At 58.9% G+C, this 22,450-nt stretch carries 26 protein-coding genes and 1 pseudogene; 14 read left to right on the top strand and 13 right to left on the bottom strand.

The annotated features are described in order from the left end of the window. Nucleotides 1-426: 426 nt before the first annotated feature. The gene (locus tag ACSQ36_RS40755; RefSeq protein WP_436186575.1) at nucleotides 427-768 is read left to right on the top strand and encodes a hypothetical protein; all 342 of its coding nucleotides are present in this window, start codon (nucleotides 427-429) and stop codon (nucleotides 766-768) included. Beyond that, nucleotides 765-959 (top strand): DUF2964 family protein, encoded by a 195-nt coding sequence (locus ACSQ36_RS40750; protein ID WP_436186574.1) that lies wholly within the window; start codon nucleotides 765-767, stop codon nucleotides 957-959. Before ACSQ36_RS40755 ends, ACSQ36_RS40750 begins: the two co-directional genes overlap by 4 nt. A gap of 43 nt (nucleotides 960-1,002) precedes the next feature. Here ACSQ36_RS40750 and ACSQ36_RS40745 read toward each other — a convergent pair whose 3' ends face one another. The 3 genes from ACSQ36_RS40745 to ACSQ36_RS40735 form a co-directional block, all read right to left on the bottom strand. Beyond that, a complete protein-coding gene (locus tag ACSQ36_RS40745) occupies nucleotides 1,003-1,359 on the bottom strand; it encodes a DUF3564 family protein (RefSeq protein ID WP_436186573.1) in 357 nt (118 codons plus the stop codon). Between the two features lie 21 nt (nucleotides 1,360-1,380). Next, a complete protein-coding gene (locus ACSQ36_RS40740; protein WP_436186572.1) occupies nucleotides 1,381-1,719 on the bottom strand; it encodes a c-type cytochrome in 339 nt (112 codons plus the stop codon). A 177-nt stretch (nucleotides 1,720-1,896) separates the two neighbouring features. Then, on the bottom strand, nucleotides 1,897-2,928 hold the full coding sequence (locus ACSQ36_RS40735; RefSeq protein ID WP_436186571.1) for an Acg family FMN-binding oxidoreductase: 1,032 nt from the start codon (nucleotides 2,926-2,928) through the stop codon (nucleotides 1,897-1,899). Between the two features lie 149 nt (nucleotides 2,929-3,077). Between ACSQ36_RS40735 and ACSQ36_RS40730 the strand changes: the two genes are divergently transcribed. Further along, nucleotides 3,078-4,067 carry a zinc-dependent alcohol dehydrogenase family protein gene (locus ACSQ36_RS40730; protein WP_436186570.1) on the top strand — a complete coding sequence of 330 codons (990 nt, stop codon included), beginning with the start codon at nucleotides 3,078-3,080 and terminating at the stop codon, nucleotides 4,065-4,067. A gap of 64 nt (nucleotides 4,068-4,131) precedes the next feature. Here the strand turns inward: ACSQ36_RS40730 and fnr are convergent, their stop codons facing one another. The 3 genes and pseudogenes from fnr to ACSQ36_RS40715 all read right to left on the bottom strand — a co-directional run. Then, nucleotides 4,132-4,917 carry a fumarate/nitrate reduction transcriptional regulator Fnr gene (gene fnr / locus ACSQ36_RS40725; protein ID WP_436186569.1) on the bottom strand — a complete coding sequence of 262 codons (786 nt, stop codon included), beginning with the start codon at nucleotides 4,915-4,917 and terminating at the stop codon, nucleotides 4,132-4,134. Between the two features lie 294 nt (nucleotides 4,918-5,211). Continuing rightward, nucleotides 5,212-5,856 (bottom strand): response regulator, encoded by a 645-nt coding sequence (locus ACSQ36_RS40720; RefSeq protein ID WP_436186568.1) that lies wholly within the window; start codon nucleotides 5,854-5,856, stop codon nucleotides 5,212-5,214. A 28-nt stretch (nucleotides 5,857-5,884) separates the two neighbouring features. Beyond that, nucleotides 5,885-6,958 (bottom strand): annotated as a pseudogene (locus tag ACSQ36_RS40715) (PAS domain-containing sensor histidine kinase); the annotation flags it as partial. A gap of 314 nt (nucleotides 6,959-7,272) precedes the next feature. Between ACSQ36_RS40715 and ACSQ36_RS40710 the strand changes: the two are divergent. After that, on the top strand, nucleotides 7,273-7,749 hold the full coding sequence (locus tag ACSQ36_RS40710; protein ID WP_436186567.1) for a universal stress protein: 477 nt from the start codon (nucleotides 7,273-7,275) through the stop codon (nucleotides 7,747-7,749). Between the two features lie 873 nt (nucleotides 7,750-8,622). On the opposite strand, the gene ACSQ36_RS40705 is transcribed toward ACSQ36_RS40710, so the two are convergent. The 3 genes from ACSQ36_RS40705 to ACSQ36_RS40695 are packed head-to-tail and all read right to left on the bottom strand — an operon-like array spanning nucleotide 8,623 to nucleotide 10,810. Beyond that, nucleotides 8,623-9,450 carry a universal stress protein gene (locus ACSQ36_RS40705; RefSeq protein WP_436186566.1) on the bottom strand — a complete coding sequence of 276 codons (828 nt, stop codon included), beginning with the start codon at nucleotides 9,448-9,450 and terminating at the stop codon, nucleotides 8,623-8,625. Beyond that, nucleotides 9,447-9,953: a universal stress protein gene (locus tag ACSQ36_RS40700; RefSeq protein WP_436186565.1), complete on the bottom strand. Its 507-nt coding sequence runs from the start codon at nucleotides 9,951-9,953 to the stop codon at nucleotides 9,447-9,449. Before ACSQ36_RS40700 ends, ACSQ36_RS40705 begins: the two co-directional genes overlap by 4 nt. A 17-nt stretch (nucleotides 9,954-9,970) precedes the next feature. Next, nucleotides 9,971-10,810, bottom strand: a complete 840-nt coding sequence (locus ACSQ36_RS40695) for a universal stress protein (RefSeq protein WP_436186564.1) — start codon at nucleotides 10,808-10,810, stop codon at nucleotides 9,971-9,973. Nucleotides 10,811-11,051: 241 nt separating this feature from the next. Here ACSQ36_RS40695 and ACSQ36_RS40690 point away from each other — a divergent pair, with 241 nt between their 5' ends. The 6 genes from ACSQ36_RS40690 to ACSQ36_RS40665 all read left to right on the top strand — a co-directional run bounded on the left by ACSQ36_RS40690 (nucleotide 11,052) and on the right by ACSQ36_RS40665 (nucleotide 14,916). After that, nucleotides 11,052-11,552 carry a hypothetical protein gene (locus ACSQ36_RS40690; protein ID WP_436186563.1) on the top strand — a complete coding sequence of 167 codons (501 nt, stop codon included), beginning with the start codon at nucleotides 11,052-11,054 and terminating at the stop codon, nucleotides 11,550-11,552. Between the two features lie 414 nt (nucleotides 11,553-11,966). Beyond that, nucleotides 11,967-12,401: an Hsp20/alpha crystallin family protein gene (locus tag ACSQ36_RS40685; RefSeq protein ID WP_436186562.1), complete on the top strand. Its 435-nt coding sequence runs from the start codon at nucleotides 11,967-11,969 to the stop codon at nucleotides 12,399-12,401. A gap of 48 nt (nucleotides 12,402-12,449) precedes the next feature. Next, nucleotides 12,450-13,100, top strand: a complete 651-nt coding sequence (locus ACSQ36_RS40680; RefSeq protein ID WP_436186561.1) for a BON domain-containing protein — start codon at nucleotides 12,450-12,452, stop codon at nucleotides 13,098-13,100. A 12-nt stretch (nucleotides 13,101-13,112) separates the two neighbouring features. Further along, on the top strand, nucleotides 13,113-13,349 hold the full coding sequence (locus tag ACSQ36_RS40675; RefSeq protein ID WP_436186560.1) for a hypothetical protein: 237 nt from the start codon (nucleotides 13,113-13,115) through the stop codon (nucleotides 13,347-13,349). Between the two features lie 50 nt (nucleotides 13,350-13,399). Beyond that, entirely contained in the window at nucleotides 13,400-13,915 is a 516-nt protein-coding gene (locus ACSQ36_RS40670) for a flavodoxin family protein (protein ID WP_436186559.1), read from the top strand. Between the two features lie 35 nt (nucleotides 13,916-13,950). Then, entirely contained in the window at nucleotides 13,951-14,916 is a 966-nt protein-coding gene (locus tag ACSQ36_RS40665) for a universal stress protein (protein ID WP_436186558.1), read from the top strand. A gap of 215 nt (nucleotides 14,917-15,131) precedes the next feature. On the opposite strand, the gene ACSQ36_RS40660 is transcribed toward ACSQ36_RS40665, so the two are convergent. From ACSQ36_RS40660 to ACSQ36_RS40645, 4 genes are all read right to left on the bottom strand, one after another. Further along, complete coding sequence (locus ACSQ36_RS40660) at nucleotides 15,132-15,512, bottom strand: TraR/DksA family transcriptional regulator (RefSeq protein WP_436186557.1); 381 nt, start codon at nucleotides 15,510-15,512, stop codon at nucleotides 15,132-15,134. A gap of 382 nt (nucleotides 15,513-15,894) precedes the next feature. After that, nucleotides 15,895-16,344: a hypothetical protein gene (locus ACSQ36_RS40655; protein ID WP_436186556.1), complete on the bottom strand. Its 450-nt coding sequence runs from the start codon at nucleotides 16,342-16,344 to the stop codon at nucleotides 15,895-15,897. Between the two features lie 28 nt (nucleotides 16,345-16,372). Further along, on the bottom strand, nucleotides 16,373-16,744 hold the full coding sequence (locus tag ACSQ36_RS40650; protein ID WP_436186555.1) for a DUF3564 family protein: 372 nt from the start codon (nucleotides 16,742-16,744) through the stop codon (nucleotides 16,373-16,375). A 52-nt stretch (nucleotides 16,745-16,796) separates the two neighbouring features. Next, complete coding sequence (locus ACSQ36_RS40645; RefSeq protein WP_436186554.1) at nucleotides 16,797-18,473, bottom strand: AAA family ATPase; 1,677 nt, start codon at nucleotides 18,471-18,473, stop codon at nucleotides 16,797-16,799. Between the two features lie 265 nt (nucleotides 18,474-18,738). On the opposite strand from ACSQ36_RS40645, the gene ACSQ36_RS40640 reads away from it, so the two are divergent. The 4 genes from ACSQ36_RS40640 (at nucleotide 18,739) to cydB (ending at nucleotide 22,435) form a co-directional block, all read left to right on the top strand. Beyond that, nucleotides 18,739-19,353, top strand: a complete 615-nt coding sequence (locus ACSQ36_RS40640) for an OmpW/AlkL family protein (RefSeq protein WP_436186553.1) — start codon at nucleotides 18,739-18,741, stop codon at nucleotides 19,351-19,353. A 115-nt stretch (nucleotides 19,354-19,468) separates the two neighbouring features. Next, a complete protein-coding gene (gene cydP, locus ACSQ36_RS40635; protein WP_436186552.1) occupies nucleotides 19,469-19,708 on the top strand; it encodes a cytochrome oxidase putative small subunit CydP in 240 nt (79 codons plus the stop codon). Continuing rightward, the gene (locus ACSQ36_RS40630; protein WP_436186551.1) at nucleotides 19,698-21,335 is read left to right on the top strand and encodes a cytochrome ubiquinol oxidase subunit I; all 1,638 of its coding nucleotides are present in this window, start codon (nucleotides 19,698-19,700) and stop codon (nucleotides 21,333-21,335) included. The genes cydP and ACSQ36_RS40630 overlap by 11 nt, the downstream gene beginning before the upstream one ends. Beyond that, nucleotides 21,335-22,435: a cytochrome d ubiquinol oxidase subunit II gene (cydB, locus tag ACSQ36_RS40625; RefSeq protein WP_436186991.1), complete on the top strand. Its 1,101-nt coding sequence runs from the start codon at nucleotides 21,335-21,337 to the stop codon at nucleotides 22,433-22,435. Before ACSQ36_RS40630 ends, cydB begins: the two co-directional genes overlap by 1 nt. Nucleotides 22,436-22,450: the final 15 nt, after the last annotated feature.

Here is a 22,450-nt window from a genome sequence, read left to right as displayed (position 1 = left end):
CGCGTTAATGGCCGCGAGTCCATGATCGTTCTGCACCAAGAGCGCATCGAAATCGAGCGAGACTGGCAGCGAGCCGAACGCCGTTTTCGAGAAAATCGTCGATATCACGGATGTACAGGACTGCATCGTTGTCCATGGTCACTTGTAGAAGCTTGCGCACGGTGTCCTGCGGATATCGCTCCATCCATGTTCGTGACCGAAACCCCGCGACATACGACATAAAATTGCTACTCGAACGTGGCTGTGTTCTGGCATGAACCGGCCCTGCGTTCTAGCTTGATTCAGGTCAATGCGCAGGGGCAGCGGCAGTACATCATGGTTGCAATAGCGAGAGTTTTCGCTCTGCCATCGGGATATACCCACTGGCCTGAGGAAAGGTGATGACGCGAAAGAGATAATCGCCTTAACGATCGAAGGAGTGGTGTGATGGGTGTCGGAATGCAAATCGCTTATATGGGCTTTGTCGGATCAGCGGAAATAGAGTCCGAAGCAAGCGTGCAGCTTGTTCGAATTGATCGGTTCGCGCGTTTCGTTGCGGGCTGTCATCTGGCCATCGAGTCCTTACGTAATCTCGACGGCTCGCGGTCGTACGATGCCCGGCTCGATCTCATCACGCGCGACTACAACATGATCCCGGTCGAGCATGTGACCGATCGCGATCCTCAAGTGGCGATCCGGGCAGCTTTCGATTCGGCGGTGCGCCTGCTCGAAAAAGAGGGCGCGTCGGTAGGTTCGACAGTAGGTGCAGATCTGGGAGAGGAGAAATGATCAGGATTGAACCAAGAATTGCTGTTGCGGCAACTTCAGTTTTTGTTGCACTGGCCGGCCTTGCGGCGGCCCTTCGCGGCATGATCTTCGATGAGTCCAGTCTCGTTCGATATGGCGTCGCGGCAATCATTGCAAGCGTCGCACTGCTTGTCGTGATGCTCAATCCGCCACCCTCGCCGCACGAGTGGTGAAGGCGACTCGCCCCCCGACTGCATCCCCGGGGGTGCACATTTTCTACTCGTCGAATACCTCGTTCTCGGCTTCAATCGAGTCGGACTCGATGCATTGAACATGCCAGCGATCCAGGCGCGCTTCCAGATTCGCGTCGCCGTACCACACCACACGTCCAAACTGGCCTTCGATCAGGCGAGTAGGGTCTTCCAGATCGAGGTCGGTCAAGGCGCACAGTGCGTCTGTTGAATCCGGGTCGCAGATCAGCGTTGCGCCGGGCGCAGTGCGGAAAAGGCCCCAGGACGGAATGTCGACGCCGCTGTGCATTTCCCGCGACCAGTGGCTCAAGTCCAGGTCTAGCCAAAGGACTGCAAAGCGGTCCGGGTCTTTAGGTCGATCCAACTTGATCGTGATACGCATGGTGTCCTCCGCAACATTAGATTAGTTACTCAATACCCATTGAACGAGCGTACGGGCGTCTTCTCGCGAAAGCGGACCACCGCGATCAGCCGCCGCCGGCATTGCCATATCGCCCCAATGAGCGGGGCCGCCGACCCGCAATTTTTCCTCAAGCATCAATGCCGCGTTCGGAACGTTGCGATACCGCGCCGCGATTTGCTGAAACGATGGTGCAAGAAAGGGTGAGTCGACGGTATGGCAGAACATGCAGTGCTGCTGATCGACAAGCGCTTCCGGCTCCGGCGACGCGTGCGCCTGGATCCCTATGCACAGCAAAAGGCCGGCGATACCGGCATGACGCGATCGCTGAAGTGGCTGCATCGACAGGCTCCAATAGTATGTTCTTTAATCGACCGCGTTGCTCGATCAGGTATGCGGCGATGGTTTCATCGAGTCCCCGCGGGCATGCAGCGGACCAGAAGCTACCGACAAAACCATGCTGCCCCTTGGCTGTTGTGTATCGTTGATCTGAATCAAGAGTCGCCCATCGACGAGGAATCACGACACTACATCCTGGATCGGCCGGCGCGGCGAATGGACAGCATGCGGTCCGCGTCCCATGCGCAGAAGCAGTTGCGGTTGCGCGGTCATCCTGGTAATTTGCCTGAGAGAGTCGCGCAATTTCTCAGTCTCTACTGGCTGGTTCAGATAGGACGCGGTGAGTCCTGACTCGACACCGGTCAGCAACACACGCTCGAGGGCTTGCCCCGCGGCGAGCCACGACTGAGGATCGTCAATGCCGGTGCCGATGCAGAAGAGGATGGGCGATGCCTGCACGAGGCTTTCGTGCGCTGCAGCAATGCCGCCTCCCAGATCGAAGGTGCGAATGACCGAGGTGACCAGTGGCACCGCGATGTCCAGCAGCTTGCTCACACCGGGACCGTAGGCGGGCATACCGTCGTCCGTGCGCCGGGGATGAATCCAGCTCGCCAGTTCGCGTCTGAAACGAGGGTCGTGGAACTGAATGCGATCGGCCTCGGCTATCAGTTGGGCGATTTCTTCTCGTCTGCGCAGATCGTCGATGCATACAGCCTGCACGCCTTCCGCCTCTGCCGCACCGAGGAGCCGCTGTTGTATCTCCGGTGCGACGGCTTCAGCGTGAAAAGCGTCACGCGTCGTCACGCGTCGGGCAAGGGCGTCAAACAGTGGCGCGATGCTTGCATCCCTACCCCCGCTCGCGAGCACGCGCACCTTTGCGAGCACGTCCGGTTCAGCGCCCGAGGGTAGCAACGTAATGGCATAGCCAAGTCCGAAGTGACTGAGCGCGACACGCAAGTTGAACAGCGCAGCGCCACAACTGATGACCAGTTCACGGTCGAACGGATCGACCACCGAGAGGGCTCGCGTGCGGTCGGCGCAGAGCATCACCGTGTCGCCATCAACGATAAAGCGCCAAGGCTGCGAGTTATGGCTTGAAGGGGCAAGCACCGCGTAATTCAGCGCAAAACGCAGGCGCGCTTCGGCGCATGCTAGCGGCGACAAATGGCTTTCTTCGATGTCCCATGCTGTATGAGGTGCAAGCGTCGGCATTTTGTATCACCATGTTTCGATGGATTCGTGCCTTCATCGTGTCAGCATCGCGGCGACAAGGTGTTGACCCAGGTCAAGCGGGCCCGCGCGTCATCAAGTGGAATAGAGCGGAGCCGGTTACCACGGCAACGGACAGCAGGAGATTAGACATGCGAGCGATGGTTTTCGACGGCAGCGGGCCGGTGCTGCGTGCAATGAACTTGCCCGATCCGGTGGCAGGGCCTGGACAGCTGTTGATCGATGTACACGTGTGCGGCGTGTGCCGCACGGACCTCCATTTGGTCGACGGCGAGCTTCCAGACCCAAAACGGCCGGTCATTCCCGGCCACGAGATTGTCGGCGTGGTGGCCGCGCTCGGCGACGGAGTGTCGGGGTTCAGCCCGGGCGACCGGGTTGGTGTGCCATGGCTCGGTCACACGTGCGGAGCTTGCCCGTTTTGCCGTTCAGGCCGCGAAAACCTGTGCGACCGGCCGGGTTTTACCGGCTACACGCTCGATGGCGGCTACGCGGAGCGTGTGGTCGTCGAAAGCGAATATTGTTTGCACTTGCCGGAGCGGTATTCGGACGTAGAAGCGGCCCCATTGCTGTGCGCGGGGCTTATCGGCTATCGCTCGCTCGTGATGGCGGGCGATGCGAAACGGCTTGGTATTTACGGTTTTGGCGCCGCTGCGCATCTTGTCGCGCAGATCGCGCTGCGTCAGGGACGCAGTGTCTATGCATTCACGCGCGAGGGAGACATGGCTGCTCAAGCACTCGCCATGCGGCTCGGCGCGTGCTGGGCCGGTAGCAGCACTGAACAGCCTCCCGAGGAGCTTGACGCAGCCTTACTGTTCGCACCGGTAGGCGCGCTGGTCCCCGCGGCGCTCAAGGCGGTGACGAAGGGCGGTATTGTCGTCTGCGGGGGCATTCATATGAGCGATATTCCATCTTTCCCATATGCGTTTCTTTGGGGCGAACGGAGCGTTGTGTCGGTGGCCAATCTCACTCGCGAAGACGGACGCGCATTCATGCGCATCGCCAATGAATTCCCGCTCGAAGTCGCGACCACTGCGTACAGCCTCACGGACGCCAACCAGGCGCTCAACGATCTGCGGGCTGGCAGGGTGCATGGCGCTGCCGTTCTCAAGGTGGCACGGTGAGGACATCCGGCACCGTCAAAACGCATGGCGTCGCTTTGACTACCAGGAAGAACCGCGCGCTCGATCACACCTTGGCCAGCTTTTCGCCGTCGAGGATGGTTATCTGTTTGCCGTTGGTATCGACGACGCCTTGCTTTTGCAACTTTGAGAACATCCGGCTGACGGTCTCGAGTTTCAGGCCGAGAAAGCTGCCAATCTCTTCGCGCGTCATGCGCAGATTGAATTGCGCTGCGGAATATCCGCGGGCCTTCATCCGGGTCGACACGTTCATCAGGAATGCAGCGACGCGCTGTTCGGCGCTCATCGTCCCGAGCAACATCATGAGGCCGGATTCGCGCACGATCTCCCCACTCATCATGCGATGGACGTGCTGCTGCATGGATTTTACGTCGTGGCACATCTCCTCCAGCAAATGAAAGGGGATCACACACACTGTACTGTCTTCAAGGGCGATCGCGTCGCAATTATGTTCGTCAGAACAGACCCCGTCGAGTCCGAGCGGTTCACCCGCGATATGAAATCCGGTGACTTGTTCATGGCCGTCGCGATGCATGACGACGGTTTTGAAGCAGCCGGTGCGCACCGCATAGATGCTCTCGAAGGAGTCCCCGGCGCGATACAGCGACGCACCGCGCCTGACGAGATGAGTGGAACAGATAATGGTGTCGAGCCGGGTCAGCTCAACTGGCGTTAACTGTTGGGGCATGCAGGCGGAGTGCATCGAACAGGTAGAGCAGCGCGTGCCGGCGCGCGCGGCCGGAGACGGGGCGAACGCGATATCGGCGTACCCCAGATGTGCGAGAGGAGGCGTGTTCGAAGTAACGGACGCGCACGCGGTAGCTGAAGACATGCTGTTCTCCTGATTGATCGGTTAGTAGCTCACGCCGCTTTGCATTGCTTCTCTTTTGCCAATCGCACGATCGTCATCTTGTCCAGCGCAGATCAGGGCCGCGAAGGGGTGCCGGACAAGGCGTGCATTGTCGACAAGGAAGACCGTCAGCGCAGCGCGCATCCATTCGAGTTCACGCCTCGAAGTATCTTTGAAGCTATCTCAAAATAAAATGGGCGAGCGGCGCGACTTGAGGTAGGGATTCAGGAAGGCATGTAGGAAACGGACTACGCGCTCGCCGTGTGATGGGGTGTCTCAGGCGTCGTCTTCTTCAATGAGCTTGTTGCGCACCGCGTAGCGAACCAGAGCGGCTTCGTGCGGCATCTGCATTTTTTCGAGAATGCGCGTTTTGTAAGTGCTGACCGTCTTGGCGCTGACGGACAGCGCCTGAGCGATTTCAGTGATCGTCTCGCCAGCCGCGATCCGCCGAAACACGTCGAACTCGCGGTCAGAAAGGCGCTGGTGCGGCAAGTCACCGGGAGGTTCGTTCAAGGTTTGCGCCAGGCGCTCGGCCATGGTCAGGCTGACGTATACACCGCCTGCCGCGACCTTGGTCACCGCCGTGACGAGTTCGGCGCTCGCACTTTCCTTGGTCAGATAGCCCGATGCACCCGCTTTAAACGCACGCACCGCATATTGCTGTTCCGCATGCATGGTCAAGACGAGAATGCGCAGCGTTGGCTTTTCGTCCTTGATCTGCTTGATCAGATCCACGCCGTTTCGGCCCGGCATCGAGAGGTCGAGCACCAGTACGTCCGCGACGGTCGAACGAATCATCGCGATGGTGGTAACGCCGTCGCTGGCTTCACCCGCGACCTCGAAGCCGCTTGCACTGAGCAGGATATGGCGCAGTCCGTCGCGCACCAGGGCATGGTCGTCGGCGATCAGTACACGTATCATCGCAGAGGTTGGTCCTTGAATGTTGCCTTCATTCGGAGATACCTTTGTCGTCTTGCAAGGAGACAAGGGGCAGCGTCACGCTCATGGCGAAGCCTTGGCCGACAGCGGTTTCAATCGATACGGAACCGTTCAGCTGGTGCACCCGCTCGCGTATTCCGATCAAGCCAAACGACTTTTGCCGCGCATCGGCGCGCTGGTTCGCGCCTTGGCCGTCGTCAGTAATGCGCACAACGCACCAGTCTGCCTCGTGGCGCAACTCCAACTCGACATGTGAAGCGTTCGAGTGGCGCGCCACATTAGTGAGCGCTTCCTGCACGATCCGGAAGATGGCGGTCGAGCTATCGCGGCTGAAGTCGGTAAGCATGCCATCAATTCGCGACTGAACCTGAATTCCGTAACGGTTCGTAAAGTCGTTGACCAGCCATTCTATTGCCGGAACCAGACCGAGGTCATCCAGCATCACGGGTCGCAGATCGGCGGCAATCCGACGCATCGAGGCGACGGTTGCATCGATCAGGCGTTGCATGCCACGCAGTTGCGCGCGAGCATCGGCATCCGTTCCGGGTGCCAATTCAAGAGACGATACGTCCATTTTCAGCGCAGTCAGTTGCTGACCCAGATCGTCGTGTAACTCCCGCGCGATCCGGGACTTTTCCTCCTCACGAATGCTTAGCAGGTTAGCCGAAAGCTCGCGCAACTCCTCGTGCGAACGCTGCAGCGCGCGTTCCGCCTCCAGGCGCGGTGTGATGTCGCGAAGCATCACGGTGTAAAGCTTGCCGTTTTCATCATCGAACTGCGAGATCGATGCTTCGATCGGAAACTCATCGCCATTTGCACGCAGGCCGTACAGTACTCGCCTGCCGCCCATTTGCCGATCCGACACGCCCGTCACGCCGAACTGGCGAACGTGCGCAGCATGAGCGGCACGAAATCGCTCGGGCACAAAACGTTCAAGGGAGGCACCGAGCGCCTCGGAGGCGGGACAGCCAAACAGTCGTTCCGCCATCGGATTGAACACGACGATACGCTGGTTCTCATCGATCGTGATGATCGCTTCCATGGACGACCGGATGATGCCAAGAAGGCGCGCCTGACTCAGCGGGTGAGGTACCGATTCCGTTTGTTGGGAGGGCTTGGCCTTACTGACCATGCGACCAGCGTCGGCTATGTCCAGCGGCGCTCCGTTTTTCGCTGCCACGTTACGTCGTTTAGTTGACTGGCCGGCCATGGTGTCTATGAGAAAGGAAAGGGTGCGATCGGGGAAACTTAGGATACAGCATGCCGGCTACAAAATTTTCCGGTTGGTCAGTGCGACTTTCCATGTGATGTGACAGGCGACGGCGATTTGATGTAGATCAAGCGGGGTCGGGACCCCGTCGCGGACACTAACTGTAACCATTAATTAAGGGGCCTGTCATGTACAAACGAATTCTCGCGGCTCTCGACGGAAGCCATAGCGCGCATCTCGCGCTCGAAGATGCCCTTCAGCTGGCGCACGCAGATGATGCGACTGTCATGGTGGCGAGTGTTGTCGAGCCTAGCTTTCCTGTGTACGACCTGGTGGTTGGTATTAGCGAAACCGAGGCGTCCCACGTTGCCGCACGGAAATCGGCGCAGCAGGAATTGGACCACGCGCGCGAGCTTTGCGCGCTGCGCGAAGTGCGCGCTGTAACACAGATAATCGATGCGCACGGGGCAAGCGTCCCAAGCGCGATCATGCAGGCAGCACAAGCGTTTGAAGCCGATCTTATCGTTTTGGGAACGCACGGACGTCGGGGTGTGCGCCGGCATCTGCTCGGCAGCGTTGCGGAAACGGTCCTGCGTTCGAGTCGTGTACCCGTTCTCGTGGTTCGCGACGATGCACTGGATGTTGCGCTCGCGAACTGCCAGTGAGGTCGCCCGCGGCTCGGGTAGAAGCGTATGGGTCAAGTGTTCGACGTGTCCTGATTGCTGGTTTCTCCAGCGAGCTTCGTTTTGTGCACCGCGTCGCCTGTTGTGCGAGGGTGTGTCAAATTTCAAAAATCGGATGTGTTAGACGTCTTTTCAGACGGTCGCCTTACTCGTCCCGATACGCCGCGAAGCCTTTATAGGCCCTTCTCGAAAGTCGACCTTGGTTGTAGGGCACCTAGTCTGCGATTCTGGCACCCCCGCTCGATCACTGATACTCGAATTGGCCACTTCTTAGCCCCTCCGCGTGTCTAGATTCCCTCCCTTGAGGCCACCTCTACTTGTGTGCGGGATCGCACATTCCTGATCTTCCAGTAGATAGTGGTGGTGTAGGGTAGTGAATCAGGCGAATTGGTTGCTTTTCGTGAAGAAGTCGCCGACAAGCCAGCCGAACTCTGCAGGCGGTGTGCCTTTGATCGTGCCGCATATGTCGAACAGGACGATCAAAGGCAATTTCCATTGTTCGAGAACGTGTCCAGCATCAAATCCGTGGTCTCACAGCGCAAGGAAAATTCGAACTCCCCATACGGCGCAGAAAGGGGTGCACCCAGGATTCGGATGAAGGCGCGCTTTGGATGCGCTGCACAAGCGGGTATTAACACCTTGGGGTAGAGCATTGGCGCTCCGGTTTTATCTGTGGTCGCAAGCTCTGAAAACGTCTCGGGCGTCTATCCCCTCTACGGCCACCACCGCCCAGTCAAGTTGGGCTTGTGCGTAACAGGTCGTGCCCCACGCACCCATAAAAAAACGCCATGGCGGACCCCAATGTTGTACTCGGGCACTTTTCCAGGCGCGCAATCTTAAAAGTCAGCGTGTCGTTCAATGAGACATGAATACCGGGGTGATCATACTTTCGAGCATGGTTCTGGTCACACCGCCAAGCACCCGTTCTTCGGCGCGTGCGTGACCGTATGCGCCGAGAACCAGAAGATCCGAGTTCGTATCGGCGAGTGCGTTAAGCAACGTAGCGCCAGTACTGACGCCGGACACGCGCAGCAGTGACCTAAACCCGGCGCGCACGTTTTGCCGTTCCAGATACGTTGCCAGATCGAGTCCGGCCGGTTCCCCTTCGTCGGGATGCCGTGTCACACAGACAATCTCCACGAAACGCGCACGTTGCAGGATTGGAAGGGCATCCTGCACCGCACGCGCGATTGCCTGCCCGCCATCCCACGCGATCAATACCGTGTCACCGAAGCGCTCCACACGCCCCGCGTACGGAAGCACAATCGCCGGTCGACCGCTTCCCATCAAGATATCTTCCAGGAAATGCCTCGCGATATGCGCCGCCGGATCCGATGGATCTTGCTGACCAAGTATCAGCAGGTCGGCATGGCGTGCGTGCAACGTTGCGTTTTCGATGGCAGGGCCGGGCGGTGCGCGCCACTCGCCATTGACGCCCGCCCGCTGTGCTGTTGCCGTAAAGTGGTCACGAGCCCGCTGCTGCCGTGCTGCGCTCTGCGCTTCGTTGACGGCCAGGTTCAGGCTTTCGTCGCGTCTGAAGAGAGGTCGCAGGAGATCCTGACACACGACATAAAGTCCGATCAGGTGCGCGTCGTGCTTAAGCGCAAAGTCGACGGCGAACTCGACGCGCGCATTGCTGCGCTGGCTGTCGTCAATATGTACGAGTATTGTCTTGTAGCTCATAGCCATGCTCCGGCGATGTCAGGTGCTGAAAGAGGGTGTGGCTCCTTTTGTGCCGCGGTATGCAGCGGGACGAGCAGCACCGGGCGAGTCGAGATGCGCAGGAAGCGTTCGGCCACGCTGCCGAGCACAAGGCGCCGCCAGCCGCGCCGTCCGTGCGTGCCCATGACCACCAGATCGGCGTCGAACTCTGTCGCGGCGCGCGTGATTTGCTGCGCGATGTCGTCGCCGACAGGGTCTACCTCGAGGACGCGCGTCGAGCCTTTGACGCCCTCGCGTTGCATCTTTGCGGCGGCGTCGGCGAGCACGCGTGTGCCTTCCTTGACGAAAGCTTCGCGCAGTGACGTCGGATCGAACGCGGCCTCGGAATACATGAGCGGTGGCACGTCCACCACATAAAGTGGTTTGAGTTCCGCGTCGTGTTCGTGCGCAAGTTTAAGCGCGGCATCGAGGGCGCACGTGGACGTTTCGCTGCCGTCAATCGGCACAAGAATACGTTTATACATAGCTGTTCTCCTTGGCTTTAATGTGACATCAATACGGGCACGGTCATGGACTGCAGCATGCTGCGTGTCGCACCGCCCATGACGAGTTCCTGCCAGCGCGAGTGGCCATATGCTCCCATCACCACCAGATCGGCGTTCAACTGCGACACGCGAGAGAGCAGCATCTCGCCCAGCGGCACGTCGTCGATACCATCCAGCTCCGCCACTTCAGCTTTAACTCCGTGGCGCCCCAGCACGAGCGCGATGTCGGCTCCGGGAATGCGGTTTCCGCGCGGCTCGTCCTTCAGACCGTTAAGCGTAACAATGGTGGTTTTTTTTGCGCGCTGCAGCAATGGCAGGGCGTCGTGAACGGCGCGGGTTGCTTCGCGGCTACCGTTCCATGCAACCATTACATTCGCGCCGAGCGTCGGGAACACACCGACGTAGGGAATGAAGAGCACCGGCCGGCCCGCTGACAGGACAAGCGTCTCAGGGAAGTGATCGGCGATAAACGACTCGGGGTCGTTTGGATCGTCCTGGCCGGCAATGATTAGATCCGCATAACGGGCGTACCGCGGCATTGCTTCGCTCGCGTACTCATTATGGTCAATCCACTGCCCCGATATGCCCGCGCGCAACAACTCCGCCTGAAAGACCCGCTCGAGTGCGTCGTGCCGCTTCCGGCGGAACTCGCGGTGCGCTTCAAAGTACTCGGCCGATCCGGCCATGACATAGAAGGAGCGCGGATCCGGGGTGAACGCCGAAAACACGCCGCTTACATGCGCATCGAATTGCTTGGCGAGCCGCAACGCGTATTCGAGCCGGGATTCCGAGTGTTCGCTTGTGTCGAGTTGAACGACGATGCTCTTGTAACTCATCGCGAGTGCTCCGTTAGTGAGTCAGTGAAGGCGCCCGCATCGGTCCAAATCGTGCGCTCCTGATTAAAAGTGTATGAGTTGCTGCTGCCAGCCGATTGATGCAGATCAAGTACAAGCGGGCGGCTGTTTCGGGAACAGACTGGTTGATATAGGTCAACGACCGGCCGATTCCCAAGCCTAAATTGAGATCGACCATACGGCGCTCTTCGCGCCTTCGTTCATACGTAAAGAGGACTCGATCATGGCAACCGAACTCGCCCATCCGTTCGTCCGGGGCGCAAATCTGTATTTGACGCCGCGCCTGATGACGGCCTATGAGGAATGGCGTCGGGATGCCTGCGCTCTGGAAACGAAGCGCGTTGAGCGCGACCTCGGAGCGCTTCGGCTTGCGTGCGAAACCATTGCGAATGCAAAGGACTGGAGTGAGTTCAATTCTGCCTCGCAGGCCGTCATGAGCGACTATTGCAAAGCAACCACCAGTCTTTGGCAGGATGGCATCGAGGTCGCGATGCGGCATCAAAGCGCTCTCGGTGAAGCCTTTTCCGACGCAATGAATAGTTGGCACTCGACGTGGACCGGCGGATTTGAGAAAGCGGTGGCAATAAACCCCACTGCAATGCCGCCCTGGTTCAAAAACCTGACCACACCGACGGCACTCCCACTGCCGGCAACTGTGCAAGGCGACGCATCGTCAACCCAGTCGGGCACACGTTCACGCCGCGGTGACCATCTTGCAACCTGAGCGTCGCCGTTAAAGAGAGGCGAGTGGAGCACACAGCATGGCTACGTGGATTGCGTTGCGTACCCGCGTGGCAATGCCAGGCGATCCACGCGTTGCAGGGCATGTCTCGCTCGGTTGATGTAGGTCAATGGACAGGCGTCCCGCCAGCCTAAAGTTTTATTGTTGACGCACGGTTGTTACGCAAACGAGGACGTCCGCGATGAAGACATTTGTCTAGTGCGGACTCGACAGCAAATCACTCAACGAATGGCCTAACGTCATGAACGCCCATGAGACCTTTGCTCAGGCCGCCGAATACGCGCGCGCTGAAAGCGATCATCTTGGCGAAATGAAGTTGCTTTGATTCCGTCCGTTCCGGTTTCGATGTGACAAGGCGGATATTGTGTTGTACTACTTTAATTAAGGAGTTTTGAAATGAGCAATCTTTCCCGTTACGACCCATTCTCGATCGAGCCGGTGTCCGACATGTTTCACGGCTTATTCCGGCCGTTGCGCAGCATGATGAGCAACGACGACGCGCCGCTGGCAGACATGAAGATCGACGTCAGTGAATCTGACTCATCCTATCAGGTTAAGGCGGAACTGCCTGGCGTGGACAAGAAAGATATCGACGTGAAGATCGACGGCAACGTGGTATCGATCAACGCGAAGGTCGAGCGCAACAAGGAAATCAAGGAAGGGGAACGGGTTATCCGGCGCGAGCGCTACGCTGGCGCGATCAGCCGTTCGTTCTCGCTTGCGTGCGATCTCGATGAAGCCAAGTCGGTGGCGCAGTATCAGGATGGCGTGCTCTCACTGACGCTCCCGAAGAAGGCGCAGGCTGAGCAAAAACGCCTTCAGATCAGTTGAGTCGTTGGCGCGCGGCCGCCGCGCGCTTTTTTCGTCGCAGAGGACTTTATGAAAACCGACCGGCAGTTGAAGCAGGACGTGGAAGAGGAACTGGACTGGACACCGGACGTCGATTCGTCGAAGTTCGCGGTTGAAGTGAAAGACGGCATTGTGACGCTGGTTGGCCATCCGTCCAGCTACGCGGAGAAACTTGCCGCCGAAAAGGGTGTGCAACGGGTCTCGGGCGTTAAGGCCATGGTTGTCGAAGCCGAGGTGCGTCTACCCTCCAAGGACGTGATGAGCGACGCCGACATTGCGCAGGCGGCAACGTCGGCCTTGCATTGGACCGCCGGGCTGAAGGAAGGCGCCATTCAGGTTCAGGTCGAAAAGGGTTGGGTAACGCTGCGCGGTGACGTCGACTTGAACTGGCAGCGCCATCGCGCAGCTCGCCGCATTGCGCACATGCGCGGCGTCACGGGTGTCGCAAACATGATCAAGGTGGGCGGCAGCCTAGCACCAGCCGACATCGGAGAACAGATCAGTCGCGCCCTGCTGCGCCATGCCGAGCGCGAGGCCAAGCACATCGGCATCGAGGTGCATGACGGCGTTGTGACCCTGAGCGGCACCGTGGGAACCTACCGCGAACGGGAGGCCGCTCGTGGCGCCGCGTGGTCCGCTCCTGGCGTACATGCGGTGGTCGATCACCTGGTAGTGGAATAAGGGAGAGGCACCATGACGCTCAAGGGTCAAGTGACGAGCGATAGCTGGAACGTCACCACCGATACCTTCCCGGCCGACGGCGGCTTTGGTTGCGAGATTCACGTCGGTCACGCCGGTGCGGGTGAGGAATTCAAGCATCAATTCCGACATTCTAAAATCTTCGCAACTGAACGCGAGGCGGTACTCGACGGTCTTCGCGAAGGCATGGTGTGGATAAGCCTGAAGCTGTCGGAAACAATTCATCTATAGCTGCGTTGCGTTGACTTGCACGCTGGAATGTCTCTCTTCGGAGAATCACGATGACGAAAGCAAGGGTTCTTGTCGTCTACTACTCGCGTTCAGGCGTGACCGCTCACGCCGCGAAAGCGCTTGCTAACCGACTTGGCGCGGATCTCGAAGATATCGTGGAGCGCAGCGACCGATCGGGCCCGCTGGGGTTCGTCCGATCGATTATCGACGTGTTGAGGGAGCGTCCCGCCAGGATTAACGCTGCTAAACACGATCCGTCTTCCTACGAACTCGTTGTGATTGCTACTCCGGTTTGGGCACATCGCGTGGCGACGCCCATGCGTACATGGCTCACAGCCTATCGGGCACGCTTGCCCAAGGTCGCGTTTCTTTGCACGTTCGGCGGCAGCGGAGCCGAGCAGGCGCTCGGGCAGTTGGCCGATATCAGCGGAAGATCAGCCCTCGCGCGCTGTCAGATAGATGCACGCGATGTTCGTGACGGCGCGCAAGTGCGCCTGCTTGAAATTTTCGCCGCACGCCTGGAGCGTAAGCTCGCACATGTCGACGCGTTGGAATGGGCATGCTGACCACAATCTGAACAATGACGGGGCGAGTGTCGATCATGGAACTTCAAGCAACGAACACGGATGTTCGCACGGGCTTCAAGCGGATACTGCTATGCGTCGATCCGACAGCCGCATCTGCTCGCGCCGCCGCCTTTGTTCCTCATCTTGCAAATAAGGAGACACACGTTCGAATTGTCGGCGTGGTGGAAAACGCACGTGCAGTGATTCCGCTGGGACCGCTGGCGGCATTCCATTTGAGCGCAGCGCGCGCACTGTTGCTGCAAGATGTTGAGAACGCGTGCGCTACGGCGCAGGAACTGTTCGCGTCGAGCGGCGCCAAGGTTGAGGTTCAGATCATCGACCTGATAACTCATGGTGGCGAGGTCGTGCATGCGCTGGCAAAGGCCGCGCAAGACTGGCAGGCGGACCTGCTGGTAATGGGGTCGCGCCAGCATCAAGGGCTGCTTCATTGGGTTGAGGGCGCTGTGTCTGAACCGCTCATGAAATTTGCGGCTTGCGCCATCCTTGTCGTGCCCGAGCACGGTGACGTTGAGTGGCGTGGCAGACCGCAGAGAATTCTGTTCGCAGTTGACGGCAGTTCGGCTTCGCAGGAAGCACTGCGGATCGGCGCGAGGCTTGCCCGCGCGGGAACAGAACTACGCGCGATCTATGTCGTCGATCGCGCGGTGCGCTTGACCGATTTCGTTCCGCTCACCGTGCTGGAAGACGGGTTGGTGGAAGAGGGTAACGCCTCACTCGCGCAAGCGAGCCAGTTCCTCGAAACACTACCAGAAGCAGGTGGCGCTCATCTTGAAACGGCGCTAGTCAACACCGATCAAGCCAACGACGACGTCGCCCACGCGATCGAGCGCGAAGCGCAGACCTGGCATGCCGACCTTCTGGTGATGGGAACACACGGTCGGCGCGGTCTTGTGCGTTGCTTGCTCGGCAGTGTCGCGAACAGGGTCGCGGGAATTGCACGGACGCCACTACTATTGGTCCGAGAGAAGGACGTCTCGTAAAGGGGTACGGGGTCTTGCGTGCGCTTCACACGTGTGCGGATAAAGCGCCCGTGTGGCTGACGCTCAATCACCTGCGGGCGATTGGTCATGCCGTGCGTCACTTGAAGAAAGCGTGAACCGTGCCGTCGGACGGCATGGATTGCGGTAAGCGATTGTTCACGGCGGTGAAGAACGGTTGCTGCAACCAGAAACCCGCGATTCGGCGCAGGCGTTGCTTACATGGGCTGGCGTATGTGCATTCCGTGCGTATATTCGTAGACTTCCTGGCAACGCTCGCAGCGCTCCGCGCTGGGACACCCGATCAGACGAGCAAAACCAATTGCACCGATGCAGTCGACGCAAACACCGTAGTTTGCGGTTCGCAAACGGCCAAGCGCGCGCTCGACTTGTTGGAGTTGCTGGGCGAGATGGCTCGCCACCGCAAACTCGGTTTCGACAATTGGTGCAGTTACAGCATGGGCGCGATCGATCGAGTCGAGATCTTCGATCTGGCTGCCATGAGTCGCTTCGCGAACTAGCGCTGCCTTAAGTTCCACTTGCTGCGATTCGAGCTTTTGTTTCAGAAGGTCAATCTGCGAAGTCGCGAGTGTGTGCATCAAAGGCTCCTGGGGTTAGCGTTTCAGGCGGCGTCGATTAGGCGGCCCGGCAACGAACATGTACCAATGATCGAACGACGGCGTTATTCGAGCCCTGATCTACATCAACGAGTTTGGTGGTCGCGCACCGACCGTCGAATGCCGCTCGCTTGACTCGTATCGACCAGCGCTGCGCCACAATTTGCAGACGAACGTCAGCGTGGCGTATCGCGCAACTTCGGCGCGCTCGACGTCCGGTACAACGCGATGACTGGGCCTATCGGCACACAACTTGGCTTCAAATCGAGGAACGTGGTCGACGGGGTTGGCATTCGGACTCTGGACTCGGGAAGTGTTTTCGGTGATAGCTGAAGTGATCTATGGGTGAGTATCGAGCACGAGTTCAGGCTTGAACCTGGACTTGCGCAGGCAAGGACGAAATGCCGGGCTGGATGCCCCAGCCAAGCGGAACATATACCTGACCGCCGGCAAGTTCGACGGACGTCACGAACGACTCAAGCGTTGCGCCCGCCATGATATGCAGGGGTGGCCCGCCGGCGTAGCTTTCAGCTCTCAGCCATGGCACGATGCCCGCGTTGATCTCAAGTACGCTGTGCGAGCCGCCGTCGTAGCCGGTATCGGGTGTGTATAGTGGCCCGTCGAACGCGACAGTTAGCAGTTGGTCAGGCAAGTGATGGCTAGGTATACCCGCAAACTGCTGATACGGCGAGTGCTGCCAGTTCTCCCCCCACTGTTGGTCGAGCGTCAGGCGGGTTAGGAACGCCCATGGCGCACGCACGAAACACAGGCGGTACGTGTCGCGCGCACCAATGAGGTCGACTTTTAAGGACATGATGAACTCTGCGTCGGTTAATCCGACTCTATTCCGACTCGCTTGGGGAAGAAAAGCTAAACCACCGTTCATCACAATCTTGTGCGAGCTCGACGTGCCAGTGGCCTGCAGCAGGCTGGATACCCTGATTTCCGTACCACATGGCGAGCCCCGTTTCACCCTCGAACGGTCCGGTATCGGCAAAGATGTCGAGACCTTCAAGTAGGCATACGCGTGCCTGGTTCGCCTGCCCGCAAAGAAGAGTGCCTGTTGATGTGGCGACCAATGTGCCTTCCTTCGGCAGCGTCAAGCCGAGTTGGTTTTCGCACGTCCAGCGGCGGGACTGCTTGTTGATTTCAAGGATGGCATATCCGCACGGGCAAACGCGGTCGAACGTGTCGAGATGGACGGTAATGCGCATGATGAACTCCGTATCGTCAATGCGGCTCAGCACTCATGGTTCAATTCAAAGTCTAGGCATTTGCCGCACTTGCCTGACTCATGCAAGCCAAGGTTGCGTGTGACCTCACGTGCGCGCTTGCAGTTCGATCAACGGGATGAACGGCTTGCAGCGTCACGGGTGAGCTTGGAAACGAAAGTAGGGACTTCCAATATGCGCGCTCGCCAAACCTGACCTGTGGCACATCTGTGTCGAAAAACAGCGTTTGCGCGCATTCTTCCGGTCGCAGCGGATCTTCATTCGCCAGTTGCTTCACTAAGACTTGCTCGTCGGCATCGGTCAGTCTTTGCGCGTCCACTTTTCGTTCCCTGATACGACGGAACAAACTGGTGGTGGACGCGTGAAAGTCGAGGATCTGCACAGGGACTGACAAGGCGTGGGCAAGCTCAAAAAAACGTTGCCTATGGTGGTGTTTGAGGAAGCTTGCATCAACGATGACACTGTAGCCACTCTCGATCAGTTTGCAGGCCAGAGCGCGGAGCCTGGTGTAGTGAGCATCGATTGCGGTTTGCGTATACGCGGTACGTGGCAAGGCTTTGCCCCCGGCAGGACCGAACGGACGGTCGCGTTTGCGCTCGGTATCGCTCGAAATGCGCACGGCACCGATGAGCGGTGCCAGTTCGGCACTTGCCACTGACTTGCCCGAGCCTGAAAAGCCGTGACACAGCAAAAGTAACGGATGCCGGGGCTGGATCGCCTCGATCGCACAGTCGAGGTAGCGACGGGCACGCTGCGCCGAGTTGTTGCCGCGCGCCTTCAGGGTCTCGACCAATGTTCTCACCAGTGCGCGATACACGACGTAAAGCCGCAGGACGCGCAGCCCTGAGAAGTCGCCCGTCAAAAATAGCCATCGATTCAGGAATCGGGCCGCGAGATCGGGCCGCCCGTGCGCCTGCAAATCCATGACGAGGAACGCGACATCGTTCATCACGTCGATCCAGCGCAGCGATTCGCTAAATGCGATGCAATCGAAGACGAGCACATCGCGGCCTGATTGAACAAGGTTGTCGAGGTGCAGGTCGCCGTGGCATTCGCGAACGAAGCCCTGCCTCCGGCGTTCTTCGATGTCATCGGCGAGTCGTGCAAGCTCTGACTTACACCACGAACGTACGGCCGGTGGAACCTCCACACCAGCACCGTGGAGTCCATCGAGAGCGGCGCTCAATTGTGATTGAAACAGAGGCGCCGAGCCGTATTCTCGTCGGGGCGCAAGCGCCGGAATAGACTGATGAAAGGCGGCGACACGCTCCGCGGCGCGTTCGATTGCGTCCTTGCCTAGTCGATTCGTGCTCACAAGATCGGAGAACAGACAGTCGTCCTCGAAACGCCTCATGCGCACCGCATAGCCGATCACGCGCCGATCTCCTCGAAGCCTCGCGGTACGCCCCACTCGCGTAAGTGGTATCACGCCTTTATATAGACGCTTGGCGAGGCGCTGATTCAGTCGCACCTCTTCTTCGCAACAATGCTGCCTCGTTGTCAGTCGCGTGAAATCGGCAAAACCGAGCGCTACCGGTTTGTTGATCTTGTAGGCATGCCGCCCAGCCAGATAGACCACGGATATATGCGTTTCGATTCTGCGGATGCGTCCGGCAGGATGTCGATACGTACAAGAGCGGCGCAGTGCCGCGTCGATCATCCGCCATTCTTGCGTAGCTTTCCTTTCGCGTCTGGAGGTGTGTGCTGTCATGGTGTTCGCCCTGAAAGATTTCCACGCGGCTTTTCATACCTCGTGATAACACTATTTCGCGCGTTTCCAACGCAAGCCAGCTTGACCCAGATCAAAGGCCGGAGGCATGCCACGAATATCTTTGATGAACGGGATATCTCGACGTACGCAACGGAGCGCCCTGCGAATTCCGTGATCCAAATCAACAAAGAAGGGCCCCTACGTTCGGAGAATATCGACACGGCACTCGCATTCGCGGCCGGTAAAAAATAAAAAGGGGTAATCCGTGAACAAGCAGCTAGTTATTGCAGCGGCGCTGTTGAGCGCGACTTTGTCGGCGGTTGGTCTACCGGCCCAAGCCGATCAAGGCGACATTCTCGCGCGCGTAAGAGCAATCAGCATCGAGCCAGATGTCTCGTCGGGGGGCACGCTCTCTACCCTCGGTACGGGTGTCAAGAATGCGATCGTTCCCGAGCTCGATTTCGTGTACATGGTGCGCCAAAGCATCGGTATTGAGCTGATTCTTGCCACGTCGCGTCATGAGGTGACGTCGAACATTGGCGCGCTTGGGGGCGTGAACGTCCTTCCGCCGACCTTATTGCTTCAGTACTACTTCAACTCGGCAGGAAAGATTCGCCCCTATGTGGGTGCTGGCCTGAACTACACGCTGTTTTACAACAACGGACTTCACGCAGGCGACACACCGGTCTCGATCAAGAACTCAAGCTTTGGGCCGGCGCTGCAAGCGGGTATTGACGTGCAGGTTGCCCGCAATCTGTTCGTCAACTTCGACGTCAAGAAGATCTGGATGCGCACAAGTGCGTCGGCAGACGGCGCTTCGCTCGGCTCACTCAAGATCGACCCGTTGGTGGTCGGCGTTGGTGTAGGCATGCGTTTCTAGCGGGGGTATTCACGCTAGCTTATACGCGCGAAGTGTTGATGCAGATCAACCGGATGAAGGCGAGCGTATTTAGAGTTATGCGTAGAGAAACTAAGAATTCTCCAGAGGAAAGCTGATGACCCGCCACCGCCGTTCAGCGCTACGCGCCGCGCCCAAACTCGGGCGCTTCGCGTGCACCCCGTTCATGCGCGATATCGGCATCGCGCTGGCCTTGAAATTTGTTCTACTCGGTTTGCTTTACTACGCGTTTTTTGATAACGACAACGATCGTCGAGTTCACCCCGATGATGCCGTAGTCGCACAAGCCGTCCTGGGTGTTCCCACACCGCTTTCGGAGGTTCGCCGTGATCGATAGTTCCGTTGTTGACTTGTCACGTTTGCAATTCGGTGTCACTGCGCTCTATCACTTTCTTTTCGTTCCTTTGACGCTCGGCCTGTCGTGGTTGTTGGTCATCATGGAAGCGGTCTATGTCATGACAGGCAAGCCCGTCTACAAGGACATGACCCGCTTTTGGGGCAAGCTCTTCGGCATCAACTTCGCGATGGGCGTGACAACGGGTATCACTCTGGAATTTCAGTTCGGCACCAATTGGGCCTACTATTCTCACTACGTCGGCGATGTCTTCGGGGTGCCGCTCGCGATTGAAGGGCTCATGGCGTTCTTCCTTGAATCCACCTTCGTCGGCCTGTTCTTCTTCGGCTGGAGTCGACTCACGCGGGTTCAGCACTTGGTCGTCACGACGCTGGTGGCAATCGGCTCGAACCTGTCGGCGCTCTGGATCCTGGTCGCAAACGGCTGGATGAACAACCCGACGGGCGCGCATTTCAACTATCAGACCATGCGGATGGAACTCACCGACCTCGGGGCGCTGCTTTTCAATCCCGTCGCCCAGGTGAAATTCGTGCATACGGTTTCGGCTGGTTATGTGACCGCGGCGATGTTCGTGCTTGGCATTTCATCGTGGTACCTGCTCAAGGGCAGGCATACCGGGTTTGCTGTGCGCTCGTTCGCCATAGCGGCGGCGTTCGGCTTGGCCTCGACGCTGTCGGTGATCGTACTCGGCGACGAGTCCGGCTACACCACTGGCCAGGTGCAGAAGGTGAAGCTTGCCGCGATCGAGGCGGAATGGGACACGCGGCCCGCACCGGCGTCGTTTACTGTGTTCGGCATGCCGAATCAGGCGACGCAGCATACCGATTACGCGCTGCGTCTACCGTGGATGCTCGGCCTCATCGCGACCCGGTCGCTGGATACACCGGTAGTCGGCATCAAACAACTCGAAGAGGAAAATGCCGGCAAGGTCAGGAGCGGCATGCTCGCGTACGGGGCGCTCCAAAAGATGCGCGCGGGCGACACCTCGGCAGACGTCAAGGCCAGCTTCGACGCGCACAGCGACGATCTCGGCTATGGACTGCTGCTCAAGCGCTACACGCAGAAGGTGCTCGATGCGACGCCCGCGCAGATTACCCAGGCCGCCGCCGACACCATCCCGCGCGTCGCGCCGCTGTTCTGGTCGTTCCGCGTAATGGTTGGCCTGGGCGTCCTGTTCCTCGCAACATTCGCTGCAGCGTTTTGGTTCTGCGCGAAGCGCTCGCTGTTGCTCACGCAGCGTCGCTGGTTTCTGCGCTGGGCAGTCATCGCGATTCCGCTGCCGTGGATCGCCGCGGAACTGGGCTGGATTGTTGCAGAGTGCGGACGGCAGCCCTGGACTATCGCAGGTGTCCTCCCCACGCATTTATCGGCTTCAACCTTGGGACGAGGCGATCTCATCTTCAGTCTGGCGGGATTTGTCCTCTTCTATACGCTGCTGTTCGTCATAGAGATGTTCCTGATGTTCAAGTATGCACGGCTCGGTCCCACGGATCCGACGCGCATCGACCCACCTTCAGGCCGGACGCCTGGCAGACCGCAGGTTAAGGCGCATGAAGAAGGGCTGGAAGAGGGTCTGCAAACCGGATTGCAAAAGAAGGGGCTGACATGATCGAATACGACGTGCTGAAAGTGATCTGGTGGGTATTGATCGGGGCGTTGCTGATCGGCTTCGCGCTGACCGACGGCTTCGATATGGGAGCGGGCATGCTGCTTCCTTTCGTGGGGAAAACCGACACCGAGCGGCGGGTTGTCATCAATTGCGTGGGCGCGACCTGGGAGGGCAATCAGGTCTGGTTCATCACAGCGGGTGGCGCGACCTTCGCCGCGTGGCCGACCGTCTACGCGACGGCATTCTCGGGTTTTTACGTGGCACTGCTGCTGGTGCTTTTCGCGCTGTTTTTTCGGCCGGTGGGATTCGAATACCGGGGCAAGCTGCCCGACGCGCGCTGGCGCCGTGCCTGGGACTGGGCTTTGTTCGCGGGCAGTTCCGTTCCGGCGCTGGTGTTCGGCGTCGCGTTCGGCAACCTGTTGCGCGGCGTGCCGTTCAGTTTCGACGCCGACTTGCGGGCAACCTACACGGGCACCTTCTTTGGCTTGCTCAATCCGTTCGCGCTCTTATGCGGGCTCGTCAGCGTGGCGATGCTCGTCATGCACGGTGCGGCGTTCCTGCATCTGAAGGCGTCGGGTGACGTGTCCTCCCGCGCCGCGAGGGTGAATGTCTGGGCGGGATGCCTGACGGCGGCTCTGTTCGGTGCCGCGGGCGTCGCGGTGGCGTTGTGGCTTCCGGGCTTCCAGTTGTCAGCGGATGGCACAGTGTCGACAGGTCATGGCCTGTGGCTCTCGAACTACGGCAAGAGTTCATGGGTCGTCATGGCGCCGCTGATCGGTATCGTCGGTGCTCTTTTCTCCGCAGTATGCGCGGCTCGGGGGCTGCGAGCGCGAGCATTCATTGCGAGCGGCGCGGCCGTGGCCGGCGTGATCCTGACGGCGGGTGCATCGATGTTCCCCTTCATCATGCCATCTTCGATCCAGGCATCCGACAGCCTCACGGTCTGGAACGCCACCTCGAGCAGACTGACCTTGCAGATCATGTTCATTGCGGTCTTGATCTTTTTGCCGATCGTGCTGCTCTATACGACGTGGGTGTATCGGGTAATGAGGGGACGGGTATCGACGGCGTCGGTGGAAAACGATTCGTCGCTCTATTGAGCAACCGGGAGAACA

The sequence above is a fragment of the Caballeronia sp. LjRoot34 genome, assembly GCF_964253815.1.
Lineage (GTDB): Bacteria > Pseudomonadota > Gammaproteobacteria > Burkholderiales > Burkholderiaceae > Caballeronia.
Note: the sequence above shows the minus strand (reverse complement) of the source record. Positions and strands in the feature narration are given on the sequence as shown.